Below are 20,925 nucleotides of genomic sequence, written 5' to 3' on the forward strand. Positions count from 1 at the left end.
TCAAGCCAGCGTGTAGGCCGTCTTCACGACAGTGAAGAACTCCTGCGCGTAGCGCCCCTGCTCGCGCGGGCCGTAGCTCGATCCCTTGCGGCCGCCGAAGGGCACGTGGTAGTCGACCCCCGCCGTCGGCAGGTTCACCATCACCATGCCGGCCTGGCTGTGGCGCTTGAAGTGCGTCGAGTACTTCAGACTGGTGGTCGCGATGCCTGCCGAGAGTCCGAACTCCGTGTCGTTGGCCGTGGCCAGCGCCTCTTCGTAGTTCTTCACCCGGATCACGCTGGCGACCGGACCGAAGATCTCTTCCTTGTTGATGCGCATGCTGGCGACGGATTCGCTGAACAGCGCAGGCGACATGTAGAAGCCTTCGGTGTCGAGCTTGAGCCGCTCGCCGCCCGCGGCCAGCGTGGCGCCTTCGCCCTGACCGATCTCGATGTAGTTCAAGTCCTGCTGCAACTGGCTCTCGCTAGAGACCGGTCCGATGTCCGTGCCCTGTGCAAGCGCGTCGCCCACCTTGATCTTGGCCATGCGCGCCTTCATCGCCTCGATGAACTTGGGGTAGATGCCTTGGGTGACGATCAGCCGGCTCGATGCCGTGCAGCGCTGGCCGGTCGAATAGAACGCGCTCTGCACGCTGAGTTCGACGGCCTGGTTCAGGTCCGCGTCGTCCAGCACCACCTGCGGGTTCTTGCCGCCCATCTCCAACTGCACCTTCTTGTGATTGGTCGCGCATTGCACCGCGATGTTGCGGCCCACGCCCACCGAACCGGTGAAACTGATCGCGTGGATGCCTGGGTGGCTGACCAACGCATCGCCGATGACGCTGCCACGGCCCATCACGAGGTTGAACACACCCGCTGGAATGCCCGAGCGGCTGATGATCTCCGCCAGCGCCCAAGCGCAGCCGGGCACGAGGTCGGCGGGCTTCAGCACCACGCAATTGCCGAAGGCCAGCGCCGGGGCGATCTTCCACGCGGGAATCGCGATCGGGAAGTTCCACGGCGTGATGAGGCCCACGACGCCCACCGGTTCGCGGGTGATCTCCACGCCGATGCCGGGGCGGACCGAGGGGATGACTTCGCCCGAAAGCCGCAGGCATTCGCCGGCGAAGAACTTGAAGATCTGGCCCGCGCGCGTGGCCTCGCCGATGCCTTCGGCCTTGGTCTTGCCTTCTTCACGCGCGAGCAGCGTGCCGAGTTCTTCCTTGCGCGCAAGGATTTCATTGCCGATCTTGTCGAGCGCTTCGGATCGCGCCTGGATGCCGCCGGTGGACCAGGCGGGGAAGGCCGCGGTGGCGGCCGCGACCGCGGCATTCACCTGGTTCGCGTCGCCCTGGGCGTACTGGCCCAGCACGTCCGAAAGGTTGCTCGGGTTGGTGTTGGCGCTGTAGCTGACACCGGCGAGCCATTCGCCATTGATGAGGTTGTCGAAGTTCTGCATGGCTGGAGTCCTTGGAGTCGGTCGGAAAATGAGCAGGGCCGCATGGGCGGCCCTGCTCGCAAATGGCAAAGGGTAACGGTTCACCCCGCCGGACAGGGGTTGCGGGACCGCTTCCCAGCGTTGCCCGGAGGGAGTCTTTCGCGGGGGTGCGTCCGCTGCTTGCTTACTGTGGTGGGCGCACCGCCTGGCGGGCCAGCAGCTTCCAGTTGTCGCCCTGCTTCTGCCAGACGCCGAGGATCTTGATGCTGACCTTGCCGGGCTTGCCCGAGTCGTTGGTGTCGGCCGTGAGCGTGTGCCGGACGATCGCCACGTTGTCGATCACGTTGATGATCTGCTCGGTGATCGTGATGTTCACGAAGTCCGATTTGCCGTCCATCAGGTCGCTGATGAAACTCGCCTTGGTGTCGACCTTGCCGCCGGAATGGCCGTAGCTCAGATCGTCGGCGACCAGGGCGTCGAGCGCCGCAGGAGTCGGGTCGATCATCGCCACGCGCAGCTTCTCTGCCGCCGCGGCGACGGCCGGCTCGGCGGTCGGGTCCTTGGCACGCAGGGTCGTGCAGCCCGCGAAAGCCGCGGTTGCGGCAGCGACCAAGATAAGTTTCTTCAGCATTCCTTGTCTCCTTCTGTTGTGATTCTGGATCGGCGAAAAGAACTTACTGCGGGCCGAGCTTGTCGATCAGCACCGCCAGGGCTTCGTATTCGTTCGACTTGAGTTCGGTCAGCGGCGTACGCACCGGCCCTGCGTCGTGGCCGACGATCTTGGCACCGGCTTTCACGATGCTCACCGCGTAGCCCTGGCCCTTGTTGCGGATATCCAGGTACGGCATGAAGAAGTCCTTGAGCAGGCGGTGCTGCGTGGCGATGTCGTCCTTTGCGACCGCATGATAGAAGTCCATCGCGGTTTTGGGGATGAAGTTGAACACGGCCGATGAATACACCGGCGTGCCCAGTGCCTTGTAGGCCGCTGCGTAGACCTCCGCCGTCGGCAGGCCCCCGAGGTAGGCGAAGCGATCGCCCATGCGCAGGTGGATGGAACTCATCAATTCGATGTCGCCAATGCCGTCCTTGAAGCCGACGAGGTTCGGGCAGCGTTCGGCCAGCTTTTCGAGCGTGGCGGGGTAGAGCTTGCTCTGGCCGCGGTTGTAGACGATGACGCCGAACTTCACGCTCTTGCAAACGGCTTCGACGTGCGCGGCGAGGCCTTCCTGGCCGGCTTCGGTGAGGTAGTGCGGCAGCAGCAGCACGCCGTGCGCGCCCGCCTTTTCGGCCGCTTGCGCGCACTGGATCGCGAAGCGCGTGGGGCCACCGGCACCCGCGATGATCGGCACCTTGCCGCGGCAGGTGTCGACCGCGGTCTGGATGATGCCTGGGTACTCATCGCCGGTCAGCGAGAAGAATTCGCCCGTGCCGCCCGCAGCGAACAACGCGCTCGCGCCGTAGGGAGCCAGCCATTCGAGGCGCTCGATGTAGCCCTTCTTGTTGAAGGTGCCGTCGGCATCGAAGTCGGTGAGCGGGAACGAAAGCAGGCCGGAGCCCATGATGGATTTGAGTTCTTGAGGATTCATTTCGAAAGTGGAGGGACAGTGGGACGGGGAGAAAGGTCCGGGAGACGGCGCCGCGCGCCGGACAGGGCGAGACGCGATAGGGCCTGCGTTCAGTCGAGCTTGATCTGGGCAGCGTTGACGACCTTGGCCCAGCGCGAGCGTTCCTTCTCGAAGAACTGCTCCTGCTCGGACGGCGTCATGGTCACGACTTCGGCGCCCTGCCCGGCCAGGCGCGAGCGGATGTCGGGGGAACGGATGATCGTGACCAGCTCCTTGTTCAGCCGCTGAACCAGTGCGTCCGGCGTGCCGCGAGGGGCCAGCACGCCCTGCCAAGTCCCGGATTCGAAGCCGGAAACGCCCTGCTCCGCAATGGTCGGCACGTCCCCGATCAGAGGCATGCGCGTGCCCTTGGACACGCCCAGCACCTTGAGCTTGCCGCTCTGCACGTGCGGAAGCGTCGCGAGCATGCCGTTCATGAGCACCTGAGTCTGGCCGGCGACGGTGTCCTGCACCGCCTGCACGCCCCCTTTGTAGGGCACGTACTGCCAGCGCGCGCCGCTCGCGCGTTCGAGCGCAACGCCCGCGAGGTGCGGTGCGCTGCCGGTGGCCGTCACCGCGAAGTTCAGATCGGACTTCTTCGACAGCGCTATCAGTTCCTTGAGATTGTTGGCCTGCACCGAGGGATGGACCACCAGCAGATGCGGCGAATAGGCCAGCATGGTGACGCCGCGCAGATCCTTGGACGGGTCGAAAGAGAGCTTGGTGTAGACAGAGGGGCTGATCGCCAGCGCGCCAACGTCGCACAACAGCAGCGTGTAGCCGTCGCCCGGCGCCTTCGAAACAAGATCCGCGCCGAGGTTGCCATTGGCACCGGCCCTGTTCTCGACGATGACTGATTGCTTGAGCGCCTCCGACAGCGGCTGGCTGATGGAGCGGGCAATGATGTCAGACGACCCGCCCGGCGGGTACGGCACGACGATGCGGATCGGCCTTGCAGGCCAGGCATCGGCTGCCTGTGCGCCGCCAGCAGCCATGAGGCCCGCCGCTGCTCCCGCTGCGCCGAGCATGAGTTCGCGTCGATTCAAGGTCATTTGTGTGTCTCCGGATGCGATTGAATGGATGAACTGCGTGTTGTCCGTCGCTGGCCGGGCAACACCTGAATGTCGTCAGTCATCGTACAACTAGTGTCGCGCGATGTCCAGCCCTGTCACGAAAATCGAATCAAGTCGCAGGTGCGACGGGGGTCGCGCCAGCCGCGTCGCCGGATGGCGCGGGCTCGGCGGCGTTCTTGGCGGCCTCCTGGGCAATGCGCAGGCGCTCGCGGCTGTTCGTCAAGTGAATGCGCATGGCCGCGCGGGCCGACTCCGGATCCCGCCGCGCAATGGCCGCGTAGATCTCTTCATGCTCGCGGTTCACGCGAGTCAGGTACTCCCCACGCCGGTCATGGTTACGGATGGCGGTGATGCGCGTGCGCGGGATGATCGTGGTGCCTAGATGGCTCATGATGTCCGCGAAATACGAGTTGCCTGTCGCCTGCGCGATCTGGAGATGGAAGCGGAAATCGGGCGCCACCGTGTCCCCCGCCACCGCGACGTTGCGCTCGAAATCATCCAGCGCCTCGCGCATGGCGAGCAACTGATCTTCGGTGCGCCGCGTCGCAGCCAGGCCGGCCGATTCGGTTTCGAGGCTGATGCGCAGTTCCAGCACCGCAAGCACGTCGACCGAGGTGGCGATGTCCGAGGCATCGAGGCGGAACATGCCCGCCGCGCGCGGCGGAAGAACGAAGGTTCCGATGCCGTGATGCGTTTCCACGAGTCCGGCCGCCTGCAGCTTCGACAGCGCCTCGCGCACCACGGTGCGGCTCACGCCATAGGCCTGCATGATGGCCGACTCGGTCGGCAACTTGTCGCCTGGGCGCAGTTGCTGGCTGCGGATTTTCTCGCCCAGATCGTCCACCAGGCCATGGGCCAGTCCACGGACCCTCCGGCGCGGATTCGCGCCGAAGGCAGGTTGTTCGGTCGTTGCGGTAGACCCCGTTGACAGGCTCGACATGCCATGATGATAATCGCCGCGATGTTGTATGACAACAGATAACTTACGACCAGAGACCAGACATCCATGAGCGAGACATCTCCCAACGCGCCGCGCGTCAGCCGACTGCTCTTGACGGGCGCCGCCGGCGGCCTTGGCAAAGTGCTGCGCGACCGCCTGCGCCCCTACGCCGACGTGCTGCGCGTCTCTGACATCGCAGCGCTGCCCCCGGCGGAAGGGCCGCATGAAGAAGTCGTGCCCTGCAACCTCGCCGACAAGGCGGCCGTCGACGTTCTCGTCGCCGGGTGCGATGCCATCGTGCACCTGGGCGGCGTTTCGGTGGAACGCCCCTTCGAAGAGATCCTCGAGGCCAACATCAAGGGCGTGTTCCATATCTATGAAGCCGCTCGCCGCCACGGTGTGAAGCGCGTGGTCTTTGCCAGCTCCAACCACGTGATCGGCTTCTACAAGCAGAGCGAACACCTGGACGCCCATGTCGCGCGACGTCCCGACGGCTACTACGGCCTCTCGAAATCCTTCGGCGAAGACGTTGCGCAGTTCTACTTCGACCGCTGGGGCATCGAGACCGTCAGCATCCGTATCGGCTCCTCGTTCCCCGAGCCGGCCAACCGCCGGATGATGAGCACCTGGCTCAGCTACCGCGACCTCACCCAGCTCATCGAGAAATCGCTCTTCACGCCCGACGTGAAGCACACGGTGGTCTACGGCATGTCCGCCAACCGTGACGTCTGGTGGGACAACGATGCCGCGGCCCACCTGGGATTCGTGCCGCAGGACAGTTCCGAAGTCTTCCGCGCGAAGGTCGAGGCGCAACCGCCCGTCGCGCCCACCGATCCGAACGCCATCTACCAGGGTGGCGCCTTCACGGCCCAGGGCCCCTTCGGCGATTGAGCGCTATGTCCGCCAACGCTGAACTCGTGGTCGATGCGCGCTGCGGCACGGGCGAAAGCCCCGTCTGGTCCGTGGCCGAAGAGGCCCTGTACTGGGTCGACATTCCCGGCCGTGCCCTCCACCGTTGGTCCACCGACGGCCACACGCAGTGGGCATCCAATGAAATGCCAGCCTGCATCGCGCCGCGGGCCGACGCGCCGGGCGCCTGGATTGCCGGCATGGAGAGCGGCATCTTCTCCATCGAGGCGCTGGACGACGGACGGATCGAAGCCCTGCGGCTCGCGCCCGTCACGCACGCTGCGCCGGGCATGCGCTTCAACGACGGCCGCTGCGACCGCCAGGGCCGCTTCTGGGCCGGCACGATGCTGATGGACATGGCGGCCGGCTCACGCGTCGGACGCGTCTATCGCCAGGACAAGGCCGACACAATGCCGACGGTCCAGTTGGAGGATTTCATCGTCCCCAACGGCCTCGCCTTCAGCCCCGACGGCCGCACCATGTATCTGTCCGACTCGCATCCCAGCGTGCAGACGATCTGGGCGTTCGACTACGACATCGCTACCGGAACGCCCTCCGACCGGCGCGTGTTCGTCGACATGAATTCCCTGCCCGGCCGGCCCGACGGCGCGGCGGTCGACGCCGACGGCTGCTACTGGATCTGCGGCAACGACGCCGGCCTGGTGCACCGCTTCACGCCCGAGGGCAAGCTCGACCGCTCGCTCGCCGTGCCCGTCAAGAAGCCCGCGATGTGCGCCTTCGGGGGCCCGAAGCTCGACACGCTGTTCGTCACGTCGATCCGCCCCGGCGGCGACCTCTCCGATCAACCCCTGGCCGGTGGCGTCTTCGCGCTGCGCCCGGGAACCCAGGGCATCCCCGAACCGATGTTCGGTGCCTGAATCCAGATTTCATTTTCACGACAACCACCAGCAGAGGAAGACAAATGAAGGTACATAAACACGCACTCATCGTCGCCATCGCGGCCTGCATGACCGCGATGGCCGCACAGGCCACGGAGTTCCGGTCGGCCGACATTCATCCCGACGACTACCCGACGGTCACCGCGGTCAAGTTCATGAGCGAGCGTCTCAAGCAGCTCTCGGGCGGCAAGGACACCATCAAGGTGTTCAACAACAGCGCCCTGGGCAGCGAGAAGGACACCATCGAGCAGGCCAAGATCGGAGCTCTCCAGATGGTGCGCGTCAACATCGCGCCGATGAACAACATCTGCGCCGAGACGCAGGTGCCGACCATGCCCTTCCTGTTCCGTTCGGTGGACCATCTGCACAAGGTGCTCGACGGCCCGATCGGCGAAGAGATCCTCAAGTCCTGCGAGAAGCAGGGCTTCATCGGCCTCGCCTACTACGACAGCGGCGCGCGCTCGATGTTCACCGCCAAGAAGCCGGTGCGCAGCTTCGCCGACATGAAGGGCCTGAAGGTCCGCGTGCAGCAGTCCGACCTGTGGGTCTCGATGCTCGAAGCCATGGGCGCCAACGCCACGCCGATGCCGATGGGCGAGGTCTACACCGGCCTCAAGACCGGCCTGATCGACGCCGCCGAGAACAACTACCCAACCTATGAAAGCGCACGGGCCTTCGAAGTCGCCAAGTACTACACCAAGACCGAGCACTCGATGGCGCCCGAGATGCTGCTGTTCTCCAAGCGTGCATGGGACAAGCTCTCGCCCGAGGAGCAAGGCTGGATCCGCCAAGCCGCCAAGGAATCGGTGCCCTACATGCGCAAGCAGTGGGAAGAGCGTGAAGTGAAGTCGCTCGCGACCGTGAAGGCCGGCGGCGCCGAGATCATCGAGATCGACAAGGCCCCGTTCCAGGCGGCGATGAAGCCGGTGTACGACAAGTTCATCGTCGACGCGAAGCTCAAGGATCTCGTCAAGCGCGTCCAGGACACGAAGTAACTCCGGTCTCTCCCTCTCTGCCCCTCTCCGCACGCGAGAGGGGCAAAGGCACATCATGTACACGAAAATCTGCCGCACGCTGGCTCGCGCCTGCATGTGGCTGGGCATCTTCGGCCTCGTCGCGGTGATCGCCGCCGTGAGCTGGCAGGTGTTCGGCCGCTATGTCCTGAACAACACACCTACCTGGGCAGAAAGCCTCGCGCTGCTGCTGGTGCTCTACGTCACCATGCTCGGCGTCGCCGTGGGCGTGCGCGATGCGGGCCACATCGGGCTCGAATCCTTCCTCGTTCTGGCGCCCGACTGGCTGCGCCTGAAGATGGAATTCCTGATCCATTTCCTGATCCTCATCTTCGGCGCCGCGATGGCGTGGAATTGCGCCTCGCTGGCGGAATCGGTCTGGGGCTATCGCCTTCCCACGCTGTGGATCTCCGAAGGCTGGAAATACGTGCCGGCCGCAGTGTCCGGCGTCCTGATCGTGATGTTCTCGATCGAACACATCATCGCGCTCGCCAAAGGCCGCGAAGTCGAACCCGCCTGGGGCTGAGCAATGACCATTCCTCTCCTGATCCTCTGCATCTCCTTCACGGTCTTCCTGCTGCTGGGCGTACCGGTCGCGTTCTCCATCGGCCTGTCGGCCCTGTCCACCCTGCTCTATGAAGGCCTTCCGCTGGAAGTCGGCTTCCAGCAGATGACTTCCGGCATGGGGATCTTCTCGTTCCTCGCGATTCCGTTCTTCATCTTCGCCGGCGAACTGATGCTCTATGGCGGCATCGCGGACCGCATCGTCAACTTTGCGCGGGATCTCGTGGGCCACGTGCGCGGCGGCCTCGGCATGTCGAACGTGGTGGCCTGCACCTTGTTCGGCGGCGTCTCGGGGTCGCCCGTGGCGGACGTCTCGGCAATGGGCGCGGTGATGATCCCGATGATGAAAAAGGAGGGCTACCACGCCGACTACGCCGTCAACGTGACGACGCACGCGGCCCTCGTCGGTGCCCTGATGCCGACCAGTCACAACCTGATCATCTATTCGCTCGCCGCAGGCGGCAAGGTCTCGATCGCGGCGCTGATCCTCGCGGCATTGCTGCCCGCCGCGGTGCTGACGATCAGCAACCTCGCGGCGGCCTATCTGGTGGCGGTGAAGCGCGGCTACCCGTCCGGCACCTTCCCCGGCTGGGACATCGTGGCCCGTTCGTTCGCAGCCGCATTGCCGGGTCTGTTCATCGTGGTGCTGATCCTCGGCGGGATCCTGTCGGGCGTGTTCACCGCGACCGAATCGGCTGCCGTCGCAGTGCTGTACGCGCTGGCGCTGACGATCTTCATCTACCGCACGCTGAAGTGGGAACACTTCGTCAAGGCCGCATCGAAGGCGGTGCGCACCACCGGCGTGATCCTGCTGCTGATCGGCATCTCCAGTACCTTCGGCTATCTCATCAGCCTCTACGGCGTGGCTGAGCTCACGGGGAAGATGCTGTCGCAAGTCACGACCACGCCCTGGATGATCTTCCTGCTGATCAACATCATCCTGTTCGTGCTGGGCACCTTCCTGGACATGGCAGCCACCATCCTGCTGTGCACGCCCATCTTCCTGCCCATCGCGCAGCAGTACGGCATGACCTCGGTGCAGTTCGGTGTCGTGATGCTGATCAACTGCGCGCTGGGCCTCAACACGCCGCCTGTGGGCACGACGCAATTCGTCGGCTGCGCGATCGGCGGTGTGTCGGTCGGCACGGTGATGAAGACGATCTGGCCCTTCTACGGTGCGCTGATCTTTGCGCTAGGCGTCGTGACTTTTGTTCCCGCCTTCTCGACATGGCTTCCGAGCCTGTTTATGGTGGTCAAGTGACACCACGTTGAAGGACCGAGATGCCGGAAACCGCGAAGCCGCCGCTCTACATCACGATGCACGACCGCGACAACGTCGCGATCGTCGCCAATGACGGCGGGCTGCCGGCCGGCACCGTGTTCCCCTCGGGCCTGACGCTGGTGGACAAGGTTCCCCAGGCGCACAAGGTGGCCTTGGTGGACATCCCCGAAGGCGGCGAGGTCCGTCGCTACAACGTCGTGATCGGCTATGCGCTCAAGGCGATCGCCGCCGGCAGCTGGGTGCACGAGCGGCTGCTCAAGATGCCCGCGGCGCGCGAACTCACCGGCCTGCCGATCGCCACGGTCAAGCCCGAGCCGCAGCCGCCGTTGGAGGGCTACACCTTCGAGGGCTACCGCAACCCGGACGGCTCGGTCGGCTCGCGCAACATCCTGGCGATCACGCAGACCGTGCAGTGCGTGGCCGGGGTGACGGAGTTCGCCGTCCAGCGCATCAAGTCCGAGCTGCTGCCGAAGTATCCCCACGTCGACGATGTCGTGGCGCTCGAACACGGCTACGGCTGCGGCGTCGCCATCGATGCGCCGGACGCCGTCATCCCGATCCGCACGCTGCGCAACATCAGCCTGAACCCCAACTTCGGCGGCGAGGTCATGGTGGTGAGCCTGGGCTGCGAGAAGCTCCAGCCCGAGCGCCTGATGCCGCCGGGCACCATCCCGCTGATCGACGAGCGCAACGTGGCCGACGTCGGCGACAACGCGGAGAGCCAGCTCGACGTCGTGTGCCTGCAGGACGACGCGCACGTCGGCTTCATGTCGATGGTCGATTCGATCATGCGGCAGGCGGAAGAGCATCTGGAGCGCCTGAACGCCCGCCGCCGCGAGACGGTGCCCGCGAGCGAACTCGTGGTCGGCGTGCAGTGCGGCGGCAGCGACGCCTTCTCCGGCGTCACGGCCAACCCGGCGGTGGGCTTCTGCACCGACCTGCTGGTGCGTGCCGGTGCGACCGTGATGTTCTCGGAAGTCACTGAAGTGCGCGACGGCATCGACCAGCTGACCTCGCGCGCCACCACGCCCGAGGTGGCCGAGGCGATGATCCGCGAGATGGCCTGGTACGACGCCTACCTGGACAAGGGGCGGGTCGACCGCAGCGCCAACACCACGCCCGGCAACAAGAAGGGCGGGCTGTCCAACATCGTCGAGAAAGCGATGGGCTCGATCGTGAAGTCGGGCAAGTCACCGATATCGGGCGTGATCGCGCCCGGCGAGAAGGTCAGGCAGAAGGGCCTGATCTACGCGGCGACGCCGGCCAGCGATTTCATCTGCGGCACGCTGCAGCTGGCTGCGGGCATCAACCTGCATGTCTTCACCACCGGCCGGGGCACGCCCTACGGGCTGGCCGAGGTGCCGGTGATCAAGGTCGCCACGCGCAGCGACCTGGCCCGCCGCTGGCACGACCTGATGGACGTCAACGCCGGGACGATCGCCACGGGCGAGAAGACCATTGCCGATGTCGGCTGGGAGATGTTCCATCTGATGCTCGACGTCGCGAGCGGGCGGAAGAAGACCTGGGCCGAGCACTGGAAGCTGCACAACGCGCTGGTGCTGTTCAACCCCGCCCCCGTCACCTGAAGGAGAACGAAATATGGAAGACCTCAAGGGCCGCAGCGCCCTCGTCACCGGCGCAAGCACGGGCATCGGCGCCGCCGTCGCCATTGGCTATGCCCAGCGCGGCATGCGCGTGGCTGTGCACTACAACAGCTCGGCAGATGCCGCCAACAAGGTGGTCGCGACGATCCAGGCCGCCGGCGGCGACGCCTTTGCGCTGCAGGCGGACGTGCGCGACAGTGCGGCGATTCGGCGTGTCGTGGCTGAAGCCGACGAACGGCTCGGCGGCATCGACGTGCTGGTCAACAACGCGGGCAGCCTCGTCAAGCGGCTGCCGATTGCCGATTTCGACGATGCACTCTTCGACGAAGTGATGCACATCAACGCACGTTCGTGCTGGCGTTCTGCCGCGAGGTCGTGCCGCTGATGCGCGCGCAGGGGCGCGGCGGCAGCATCATCAATGTGTCGTCGATCGCGGCGCGCAACGGCGGCGGCCCGGGCGCGTACCTGTACGCGGGCGCGAAGGGTTTCGTCAGCACCGCAACGCACGGCCTTGCCAAGGAGTTGGCGCCCGACAACATCCGCGTCAACGCCGTGGCGCCCGGCGTGATCCAGACGCCCTTCCACGACCGCTTCTCCACGCCGCAACTGCTCGAATCGTTCAAGGCTGCCATCCCGATGGCGCGCATCGGCGAGCCGGACGATTGCGTGGGCGCCTTCCTCTATCTCGCTTCGGCACAGCTCTCGGGTTATGTGACGGGACAGATCATCGAAGTGAACGGCGGGCAGTACATGCCCTGAGTTCCGACGGGCCGCGACCCAACGACAAGAAGCGCGGCATCCACCTTTCAACGGAGACAACCATGCAACGCCGCACGCTCATCCATACCGCGCTCGCCTCGCTCGCCGGCGGCCTCTCGGCCCTGACCGCTTTCGCACAGAACCAATGGCCCACGGGCAAGGCCATCACCTACCTCGTCCCCTTTCCAGCCGGCGGCACCACCGACGTGCTGGGTCGGCTGATCGGCCAGAAGCTCGGCCCGGCGCTGAGCACCACGGTCGTCATCGACAACAAGGGCGGTGCCGGCGGCAGCGTCGGCTCCGAGATCGCCTCGCGCGCGGCACCCGATGGCTACACGATGCTGGGCGGCACGATCAGCTCGCACGCAATCAACGTCAGCCTTTATCCCAAGATCGGCTACGACCCACAGAAGTCCTTCGCGCCGGTCACGCTGATCGGGACCAATCCTGTCGTGCTCGTGGTCAATCAGGCAAGCCCCTACAAGACCCTGAAGGACGTGCTGGAGGCCAGCAAGGCCAAGTCGGGCGGCCTCTCTTCGGCCTCCGCCGGAACGGGCACGTCGCAGCACCTGGCGCTGGAACTGCTGGCCTACAAGTCGGGCGTCAAGTTCACCCACATTCCCTACAAAGGCAGCGGCCCGGCGATGCAGGACGTGATCGGCGGCCAGGTCGACATGATGTTCGACACCACCGTGGTGGCAGGTCCGCACATCCAGAGCGGCAAGCTGCGCGCGATCGCCGTCACGTCCAGCAAGCGGCTGGCATCGATGCCGGATGTGCCGACAGTCGCCGAATCGGGCGTTCCAGGCCTCAAGGATTTCGAGGTGGTGTCATGGCAGGCGATCTTCGTGCCGGCCGGCACGCCAGCGCCCATCGTCGATCGCCTGCACAAGGAAATCCGCACGATCCTGGCCCAGCCGGATATGCAGGAAAAGCTCAAGGGCTTCGGCATGGAGCCCGCCGACATGACCACTGCCCAGATCGCAGCCTTCCAGAAGGCCGAAGTCGACAAGTGGGCGCAGGTGATCAAGGCCGCCAACATCAAGGCGGAGTAGGCCTCGTCCTGCGGAATGCGCGGAAGGTGGTCGATAGAATCGCCCACCGCTTTTCTGGGAAGACCCCTTGTCCGATCGCTTGCCCGTCCTGCCGCAGTACCTGTTTCCTAAGCAGGCGCTGACTTCTTTTGCCGGCTGGGTTGCGGGCAAGGAACGCGGCGCTGTCACGACCTGGATCATCAAGCGCTTCGTCGCGAAGTACGACGTCAACATGGACGAGGCGCTGGACAGCGACATCGCGAGCTACCCGAGCTTCAACGAGTTCTTCACGCGCGCGCTGAAGCCCGGCGCGCGTCCGCTGGCACAGGCCGATCTGGTGTCGCCGGTCGACGGCGCGATCAGCCAGTTCGGTCCCGTCGAAGGCGACCAGATCTTCCAGGCCAAGAACCACCGCTACTCGACCACCGCGCTGGTCGGCGGCGACGCGACGCTCGCCGCGCAGTTCGAGCATGGCAGCTTCGCCACGCTTTACCTGAGCCCGAAGGATTACCACCGCATCCACATGCCCTGCAACGGTCGGCTGCTGCGGATGATCTACGTGCCGGGCGATCTCTTTTCCGTCAACCCGACCACCGCCCGAGGCGTGCCCGGACTCTTCGCGCGCAACGAGCGGGTGGTGTGCGTGTTCGAATCGGCGGCGGGTCCGTTCGTCCTGGTGCTCGTCGGCGCGACCATCGTCGGCAGCATGGCGACGGTGTGGCACGGCGTGGTGAATCCCCCGCGCGGCAGCGAAGTGCGCGAATGGCGCTACGACGACCAGCAGATCGTGCTCCGGAAAGGCGACGAGATGGGCCGCTTCCTGCTCGGGTCGACGGTCGTGATGCTCTTTCCCGCCCCGCAGCTGGACTTCAATCCCGCATGGGCACCGGCCCGCCCGATACGCCTCGGCGAAGCCATGGCCAACTTCCCGGCGCACTGAAGTGCGCGGCTGCAGCCCACGGCCGGCTTGCCTTCGCAGCTATAAAACTTGTAGCAGCAATTCTTCTGGGCTATAGTCGCCGGCCGTTTCGAGTGGTCATGAGCCAGTCACAAAAAACAAGCCGCGGCGTCCCGAGGAGATGAAGTCGATGAGTAGCAAGGAAAACGCAGCCATCAGCCAATTGCTTGCGCTGCTGGAAGCCCGCTACGCGCTGCGCGTCCTCTGGGCCCTGCGGGACGGACATGCCCAGACCTTTCGCCTGCTGCAGGACAGCGTCGGCAACATCACGCCCAACACGCTCAACACCCGCATCAAGGAGCTTCGCGAGGCGGGCCTCGTGAATCACGGTACCGACGGCTACAGCCTGACGCTCAGCGGGCAGGACCTGCTCAAGCGGCTTTCCGACCTGCAGGCCTTCGCCGGCAAATGGCAGCAGAGCCAGGTCAAGAAGACGCCGCCTCCGGTCGCGCCAAGCTGAAGCGGGGGCGCCTCGCGCCAGGGCCGGTCACGCGGCCTCGTTAAACTGCGCGGTTTCCTTCCCCATTCCCAAAGGAGCGCTCCATGCCCACCACTCCCTCCGGCCTGCAATACGAAGACACCACTGTCGGCGACGGCGCCGAGGCCAAGCCCGGCCATCACGTGCACGTGCACTACACCGGCTGGCTCTACAACGACGGAGTGCAAGGCGCCAAGTTCGATTCGAGCCACGACCGCAACGATCCCTTCGCCTTCTCGCTCGGCGCTGGCCAGGTCATCAAGGGTTGGGATGAAGGCGTTGCCGGCATGAAGATCGGCGGCAAGCGCACGCTGATCATCCCGGCGTCCCTCGGCTACGGCGCGCGCGGCGCTGGCGGCGTGATTCCCCCGAACGCCACCCTGAAGTTCGACGTCGAGCTCCTGGACGCGCACTGACGAGACCGGGATTCCCCGTCCCCCCGAAATGCGCCCTCACAGGCGCATTTTTTTGCTTGAAAACACCCAGGCAGGCCTCAAATGGCTGCCTATTGTTCGTTTTCACCTGTTTTCCGGCGTGGCGCCGGCTTTTTGAGCATGACTGACCCGAAAAACCTTCAAGAAAATCCACAGAACCTGCAGGGCGAGCCCAGCCCGGAAGAGTTGGAGGCCGCACAGGCCGCGAACGAAGCCGACGCGCTGGCCGCGGCCCAGGGCGAAATCGCCGCGCTGCAAGCCAAGAACGCCGAACTGGCCGACCAGATCCTCCGTGCGCAGGCCGACGTGCAGAACGCCCGCCGCCGCGCGGACGAGGAAGTCTCCAAGGGCCGCAAGTTCGCAATCGAAGGTTTCGCCGAGAGCCTGCTGCCGGTGCTGGACAGCCTGGAGGCCGGCCTGGCGATTCAGGATGCCACGTCGGAGCATCTGCGCGAAGGCACCGAAGCCACCTTGCGTCAACTCAAGAGTGCACTGGAGCGCAACAAGGTCATCGAAATCGCTCCGCCGGCGGGCAGCAAATTCGATCCGCACCTGCACCAGGCGATCTCCGTGGTGCCGGTGCCCGGCCAGGAGCCCAACACCATCGCCAGCGTGCTGCAAAAGGGCTACACCATCGCCGACCGGATCCTGCGCCCTGCGCTCGTGACCGTCAGCAGCCCGAGCTGACAACCAACAAGAAACCCACAGGAAATCCCCGCTTCATCCCCTTGAATCGAACCGGGTTATCCACAAGTTCACAACAACCTCATTTCAGATCCCAGGAGAAAAAACATGGCCAGAATCATCGGCATCGACCTCGGCACCACCAATTCGTGCGTGTCGATCATGGAAGGCAACACCACGCGTGTGATCGAGAACTCGGAAGGCGCCCGCACGACGCCCTCCATCGTGGCCTACCAGGAAGACGGCGAAGTGCTGGTCGGCGCCTCGGCCAAGCGCCAGGCGGTGACCAATCCCAAGAACACGATCTACGCGGTCAAGCGCCTGATCGGCCGCAAGTTCGAGGAAAAGGAAGTGCAGAAGGACATCGACTTGATGCCCTACACCATCACCAAGGCCGACAACGGCGACGCATGGGTCGAAGTGCGCGGCAAAAAGCTCGCTCCCCAGCAGATCAGCGCCGAAATCCTGCGCAAGATGAAGAAGACCGCCGAAGACTATCTCGGCGAAGCCGTGACCGAAGCGGTGATCACCGTGCCGGCTTACTTCAACGACAGCCAGCGCCAAGCCACGAAGGACGCCGGCCGAATCGCGGGCCTCGACGTCAAGCGCATCATCAACGAGCCCACCGCGGCTGCGCTTGCCTTCGGCCTCGACAAGCACGACAAGGCCGATCGCAAGATCGCCGTATATGACCTCGGCGGAGGCACCTTCGACATCTCGATCATTGAGATCGCGGACGTGGACGGCGAGAAGCAGTTCGAGGTGCTGTCGACCAACGGCGACACCTTCCTCGGCGGCGAAGACTTCGACCAGCGCATCATCGACTACATCATTTCCGAGTTCAAGAAGGACCAGGGCGTCGACCTGAGCAAAGACGTGCTCGCGCTGCAGCGCCTGAAGGAAGCGGCCGAAAAGGCCAAGATCGAGCTGTCGAACGGCGCCGCCACCGACATCAACCTGCCGTACATCACGGCCGACGCATCGGGCCCGAAGCACCTGAATATCAAGCTGTCGCGCGCCAAGCTCGAAAGCCTGGTGGACGAGTTGATCGAACGCACCATCGCGCCCTGCCGCACCGCCATCAAGGATGCCGGTGTCAGCGTGACCGACATCAGCGACGTGATCCTGGTCGGCGGCATGACCCGCATGCCCAAGGTGCAGGACAAGGTCAAGGAGTTCTTCGGCAAGGAACCGCGCAAGGACGTCAACCCCGATGAAGCCGTGGCCGTCGGCGCCGCCATTCAAGGCCAGGTGCTCTCCGGCGATCGCAAGGACGTGCTGCTGCTCGACGTGACCCCGCTGTCGCTCGGCATCGAGACGATGGGTGGCGTGATGACCAAGATGATCACGAAGAACACCACGATCCCGACCAAGTTCGCACAGACCTTCTCGACCGCCGAAGACAACCAGCCGGCCGTGACGATCAAGGTGTTCCAGGGCGAACGCGAGATCGCCTCGGGCAACAAGCTGCTCGGCGAGTTCAACCTCGAAGGCATCCCGCCGGCTTCGCGCGGCACGCCGCAGATCGAGGTGAGCTTCGACATCGACGCCAACGGCATCCTGCACGTCGGCGCCAAGGACAAGGGCACCGGCAAGGAAAACAAGATCACCATCAAGGCGAACTCGGGCCTGTCGGAAGACGAGATCCAGAAGATGGTGAAGGACGCCGAACTCAACGCGGCCGAGGATAAGAAGAAGGTCGAACTGGCCCAGGCCCGCAACCAGGGCGAAGCCATGGTCCACAGCGTGAAGAAGTCGCTCGGCGAACACGGCGCCAGCCTGGATGCCGGCGAGAAGGAAAAGATCGAAGCCGCGATCAAGGACGTCGAGGAAGCCCTGAAGGGTGAAGACAAGGCCGCGATCGACGAAAAGACCAACACGCTGATGAGCGCCAGCCAGAAGCTTGGCGAAAAGATGTACGCCGACGCGCAGGCCGCCGCCGGTGCGGCGGGCGGCGCGGCAGGCGCTGGCCCGGAAGCTGCGAGCGCTCCGGCGGACGACAACGTGGTCGACGCCGAAGTGAAGGAAGTCAAGAAGGGCTGATCTTCATTCCCTGACACGAGGCTGGACCCGCTGCAAGGTGGTCCAGCCTTTTCCGCTTCCTGACCCGGCATTCTGACGACGACTCCGCCCGACCCCGACCATGGCCACCAAACACGACTACTACGAAACCCTCGGTGTTCCCAAGAACGCAAGCGAGGAGGAAATCAAGAAGGCTTATCGCAAGCTTGCGATGAAGCACCATCCTGACCGCAACCATGGGGACTCCAAGGACGCCGAGACCAAATTCAAGGAGGTCAAGGAAGCCTACGAAATGCTGTCGGACCCGCAGAAGCGCGCCGCCTACGACCAATACGGCCACGCGGGCGTCGACCCCAACATGCGCGGCGGCCCGGGCGCGGAGGGCTTTGGCGGCTTCGCGGAAGCCTTCGGTGACATCTTCGGCGACGTGTTCGGCCAGCGCGGCGGCCGCCAGGGCGGCGGACGCCAGGTGTTCCGCGGCAGCGACCTGAGCTACGCGATGGAGGTCACCCTCGAGGAAGCCGCCGAGGGCAAGGATGCGCAGATCCGCATCCCGAGCTGGGACGACTGCGGCACCTGCAAAGGCACGGGCGCCAAACCCGGCACCAAGCCCATCACCTGCACCACCTGCCACGGCCAAGGCGCCGTGCAAATGCGCCAGGGCTTCTTCAGCGTGCAGCAGACCTGCCCGACCTGCCATGGAACAGGCAAGATCATTCCGGAACCGTGCGCGACCTGCCACGGCCAGGGAAAGATCAAGAACAACAAGACGCTGGAAGTGAAGATCCCCGCCGGCATCGACGACGGCATGCGCATCCGCAGCACGGGCAACGGCGAGCCCGGCACCAACGGTGGCCCGCCCGGCGATCTCTATATAGAGATCCGCTTGAAGAAGCACGACTTGTTCGAGCGCGACGGCGACGACCTGCACTGCGTGGTGCCGGTCAGCATCACGACCGCCGCGCTGGGCGGCGAGATCAAGGTGCCGACGCTCAAGGGCGCGGCGGCGATCGACATTCCCGACGGCACCCAGAGCGGCAAGCAGTTCCGGCTGCGCGGCAAGGGGATCAAGGGCGTTCGCTCGACCTACCCCGGAGACCTGTACTGCCATGTGCGCGTGGAAACGCCGGTCAAGCTGACAGAGCACCAGCGCAAGCTGCTGAAGGAACTCGACGAATCGCTCAAGAAGGGCGGAGAGAAGCACAGCCCCACCGACAAGGGCTGGTTCGACAAGGCCAAAGAGTTTTTCAGCTAGACAGGGCTCGCCCCCAGGCTACGCGCACTTCGTGTCGCTTCGCCTACCCCCTGCCGGGGGCAACACCGGCGGCCCGGCGGAGCCGGTTCCGCGGTGTTTCACGAATGGGCCTGGCTTCGCCGGCCCTTGGATCTCAATGACGAAACCACAGGGTTCGCCGCCCACGTGTGTCTCGTCCTTGCCTCGAGGTAATGGTCGCCGTGACCGTGCGTCACGAGGATCAGGTCGACCTTGCCCAGCGCCGAGCGTCGAATCAGCCAGGAAGGCGTCCGCCCGATGGCATGGACGCGGTGAATTCGAAGCCGCCCTGCTCGCGAAGGCAGCGTGATCGAGGACCCGCGATCAGTTCCACAAAGCGCCGGGCAAGGTCCGGTTGGCGGGTCGCGGCGCTGACCGCGGCTGCATAGACCGTGGCCAGTTCAAACGCCTCGGGCAACGCCCCCACCAGCGCCACACCCGGCGTGTACCTGATCTCGGTGACCTGCGTGCAACCGATCGCGCCGGGATGGCGGTCGGCGGCGAGTTCGCGCATGGCGGTACCGCCGTTCGGAAACGTGCGCAGGCGCGAAGAGACTGCCTCGGCGATCCCGAGCTCCACCAGCACGGCGGAGCAGTGGATGCCGGCGGTCGAGCGCTGCATGTCCGGGAGATAGATCGAGCTCGCTGCGAGCAGTGCGGCCTTCAAGTCGTCGGGCGAGGCCATGGCGGGCACCGCATCGCCGGCGCGGACCGCGATGCCGGTGCGCACGCGGCCGAGCGCGGCTTCCGAGCCCGGCGCCAGCCGTCCGTCGGCCTGCAACGAGGAGATCATGGCCTCGGTGACGATCATCACGTCGCAGGGCTCTCCCGCGAGCAGTGCCTCCTTCATCGCGCCAACGGCGCCGAAGCGTCCTTCGACCTTGGCACCTGTCAACTCCAGGAACACACCCTGCAAAGCCTTGACCAGGCCCTGAGCGGCGCCGGCGCAAAGAATGTTCATTGGTCCGCCTTGGCGCCGGAGATCTTCACGATGCGCGACCACTTGTCGATGTCTTCGTTCATGTAGCGCGTGAAATCGGCCACGTTCATGGTCAGCGGCGTCGCGCCCTGCGCTTTCCAGGCGCGGACCACCTCGGGGTTGGACACGATCTTGACGACTTCGGCGTTCAGCCGATCGACGATCGCGGCGGGCGTGCCCTTGGGTGCCATCAAACCGAGCCAGATCGTGGCTTCGTACTTGGGTACGCCGGCTTCGTTGACGGTCGGCACGTCCGGCATCACGGCGGAACGCGACAGGCCAGTGGTCGCCACGGCCTTGACCTTGCCGCTGCGGACGTGCTCCGTCATGGTCGGCACGGCGTCGAACATCATGTCGACTTGACCACCCAGGACGTCGGTGCGTGCACCGGCGCTGCCCCGATAGGGAATGTGCAGGATCGAGACGCCTGCCATCGCCTTGAAGAGTTCGCCGGCCATGTGGTACGGCGTCCCGGGACCGGAGGATGCATAGGACAGCGCGCCGGGCTTCGACTTGGCGAGCGCGATCAGTTGCCCCAGGTTGTCGACTGGCAGCCCGCTTCGCGTGACGAGCACCAGGTCCGAGTAGTTGATGGCGGCGACCGGCACGAAGTCGCGCATCAGTTGGAACGGCTTGTTGGGGATCAGCGATTCGTTGACCGTGTGAGCGTTCGACATGAGCAGCAGCGTGTAGCCGTCGGCCGGGCTCTTTGCCACGGCGTCGGTGCCGATCACCGAGCCGGCGCCGGGCCGGTTGTCGACCACGAATCCCTGGCCTAGCGCCTCCTGCAAGCGCGTGGCGAGGAAGCGCGCATACACGTCGGCGGGTCCGCCAGCGGCGAAGGGCACGACGACGCGCACGGGCCGCGAGGGATAGTCCTGCGCGGCGACCCACGGCGCCACCGCCAGCAAGGCAGCGGCCCACCAGCGATGGTTCGGACGCAGACTTCGAGCCGACGGTGTCTTCACGGTTGTCTCCAGGCGGGGGGATGCGGGTCGCC

The 20,925-nt window shown here is 65.1% G+C and carries 20 protein-coding genes and 1 pseudogene; 14 read left to right on the forward strand and 7 right to left on the reverse strand.

Features of this window, described 5'->3' with window-relative positions; translation table 11 throughout:
* From QTI04_RS17185 to QTI04_RS17205, 5 genes are all read right to left on the reverse strand, one after another.
* Positions 1–1,437, reverse strand: coding sequence for an aldehyde dehydrogenase family protein (locus tag QTI04_RS17185; RefSeq protein ID WP_286616688.1), 1,437 nt, complete (start codon positions 1,435–1,437; stop codon positions 1–3).
* 163 nt (positions 1,438–1,600) lie between these two features.
* Positions 1,601–2,047, reverse strand: a complete 447-nt coding sequence (locus QTI04_RS17190) for a nuclear transport factor 2 family protein (RefSeq protein ID WP_286616689.1) — start codon at positions 2,045–2,047, stop codon at positions 1,601–1,603.
* A gap of 43 nt (positions 2,048–2,090) precedes the next feature.
* Positions 2,091–3,002, reverse strand: coding sequence for a 5-dehydro-4-deoxyglucarate dehydratase (gene kdgD / locus QTI04_RS17195; protein ID WP_286616690.1), 912 nt, complete (start codon positions 3,000–3,002; stop codon positions 2,091–2,093).
* Positions 3,003–3,091: 89 nt separating this feature from the next.
* Entirely contained in the window at positions 3,092–4,072 is a 981-nt protein-coding gene (locus QTI04_RS17200; protein WP_286599869.1) for a tripartite tricarboxylate transporter substrate binding protein, read from the reverse strand.
* 130 nt (positions 4,073–4,202) lie between these two features.
* Complete coding sequence (locus QTI04_RS17205) at positions 4,203–5,033, reverse strand: FadR/GntR family transcriptional regulator (protein ID WP_286599868.1); 831 nt, start codon at positions 5,031–5,033, stop codon at positions 4,203–4,205.
* A gap of 66 nt (positions 5,034–5,099) precedes the next feature.
* On the opposite strand from QTI04_RS17205, the gene QTI04_RS17210 reads away from it, so the two are divergent.
* The 14 genes and pseudogenes from QTI04_RS17210 (at position 5,100) to dnaJ (ending at position 18,928) form a co-directional block, all read left to right on the forward strand.
* A complete protein-coding gene (locus QTI04_RS17210; RefSeq protein WP_286599867.1) occupies positions 5,100–5,924 on the forward strand; it encodes an NAD(P)-dependent oxidoreductase in 825 nt (274 codons plus the stop codon).
* A 5-nt stretch (positions 5,925–5,929) separates the two neighbouring features.
* Positions 5,930–6,820 (forward strand): SMP-30/gluconolactonase/LRE family protein, encoded by an 891-nt coding sequence (locus QTI04_RS17215; RefSeq protein ID WP_286616691.1) that lies wholly within the window; start codon positions 5,930–5,932, stop codon positions 6,818–6,820.
* 44 nt (positions 6,821–6,864) lie between these two features.
* Positions 6,865–7,836 carry a TRAP transporter substrate-binding protein gene (locus tag QTI04_RS17220; RefSeq protein WP_286599864.1) on the forward strand — a complete coding sequence of 324 codons (972 nt, stop codon included), beginning with the start codon at positions 6,865–6,867 and terminating at the stop codon, positions 7,834–7,836.
* Positions 7,837–7,891: 55 nt separating this feature from the next.
* Positions 7,892–8,380, forward strand: coding sequence for a TRAP transporter small permease (locus tag QTI04_RS17225; protein ID WP_286599863.1), 489 nt, complete (start codon positions 7,892–7,894; stop codon positions 8,378–8,380).
* Between the two features lie 3 nt (positions 8,381–8,383).
* Entirely contained in the window at positions 8,384–9,679 is a 1,296-nt protein-coding gene (locus QTI04_RS17230; RefSeq protein WP_286599862.1) for a TRAP transporter large permease, read from the forward strand.
* A gap of 20 nt (positions 9,680–9,699) precedes the next feature.
* The gene (gene garD, locus QTI04_RS17235; protein WP_286616692.1) at positions 9,700–11,286 is read left to right on the forward strand and encodes a galactarate dehydratase; all 1,587 of its coding nucleotides are present in this window, start codon (positions 9,700–9,702) and stop codon (positions 11,284–11,286) included.
* Positions 11,287–11,299: 13 nt separating this feature from the next.
* Positions 11,300–12,063 (forward strand): annotated as a pseudogene (locus tag QTI04_RS17240) (SDR family NAD(P)-dependent oxidoreductase).
* Positions 12,064–12,125: 62 nt separating this feature from the next.
* Positions 12,126–13,118, forward strand: coding sequence for a tripartite tricarboxylate transporter substrate binding protein (locus tag QTI04_RS17245; RefSeq protein ID WP_286616694.1), 993 nt, complete (start codon positions 12,126–12,128; stop codon positions 13,116–13,118).
* 67 nt (positions 13,119–13,185) lie between these two features.
* Positions 13,186–14,037, forward strand: coding sequence for an archaetidylserine decarboxylase (asd, locus tag QTI04_RS17250; RefSeq protein ID WP_286616695.1), 852 nt, complete (start codon positions 13,186–13,188; stop codon positions 14,035–14,037).
* Between the two features lie 148 nt (positions 14,038–14,185).
* Positions 14,186–14,515: a helix-turn-helix domain-containing protein gene (locus QTI04_RS17255; RefSeq protein ID WP_286599855.1), complete on the forward strand. Its 330-nt coding sequence runs from the start codon at positions 14,186–14,188 to the stop codon at positions 14,513–14,515.
* An 83-nt stretch (positions 14,516–14,598) separates the two neighbouring features.
* Positions 14,599–14,949, forward strand: a complete 351-nt coding sequence (locus QTI04_RS17260; protein WP_286599854.1) for an FKBP-type peptidyl-prolyl cis-trans isomerase — start codon at positions 14,599–14,601, stop codon at positions 14,947–14,949.
* Between the two features lie 138 nt (positions 14,950–15,087).
* The gene (gene grpE, locus QTI04_RS17265; RefSeq protein ID WP_286616696.1) at positions 15,088–15,654 is read left to right on the forward strand and encodes a nucleotide exchange factor GrpE; all 567 of its coding nucleotides are present in this window, start codon (positions 15,088–15,090) and stop codon (positions 15,652–15,654) included.
* Positions 15,655–15,735: 81 nt separating this feature from the next.
* Complete coding sequence (gene dnaK / locus QTI04_RS17270; protein ID WP_286616851.1) at positions 15,736–17,694, forward strand: molecular chaperone DnaK; 1,959 nt, start codon at positions 15,736–15,738, stop codon at positions 17,692–17,694.
* 100 nt (positions 17,695–17,794) lie between these two features.
* Positions 17,795–18,928 carry a molecular chaperone DnaJ gene (gene dnaJ / locus QTI04_RS17275; protein WP_286599851.1) on the forward strand — a complete coding sequence of 378 codons (1,134 nt, stop codon included), beginning with the start codon at positions 17,795–17,797 and terminating at the stop codon, positions 18,926–18,928.
* A gap of 253 nt (positions 18,929–19,181) precedes the next feature.
* On the opposite strand, the gene QTI04_RS17280 is transcribed toward dnaJ, so the two are convergent.
* Entirely contained in the window at positions 19,182–19,907 is a 726-nt protein-coding gene (locus tag QTI04_RS17280) for a substrate-binding domain-containing protein (protein ID WP_286616698.1), read from the reverse strand.
* On the reverse strand, positions 19,904–20,893 hold the full coding sequence (locus tag QTI04_RS17285; RefSeq protein ID WP_286616699.1) for a tripartite tricarboxylate transporter substrate binding protein: 990 nt from the start codon (positions 20,891–20,893) through the stop codon (positions 19,904–19,906). The genes QTI04_RS17280 and QTI04_RS17285 overlap by 4 nt, the downstream gene beginning before the upstream one ends.
* Between the last annotated feature and the right edge of the window lie 32 nt (positions 20,894–20,925).

It is taken from the genome of Variovorax sp. J22R115 (assembly GCF_030317005.1).
Taxonomy (GTDB): Bacteria; Pseudomonadota; Gammaproteobacteria; order Burkholderiales; family Burkholderiaceae_C; genus Variovorax.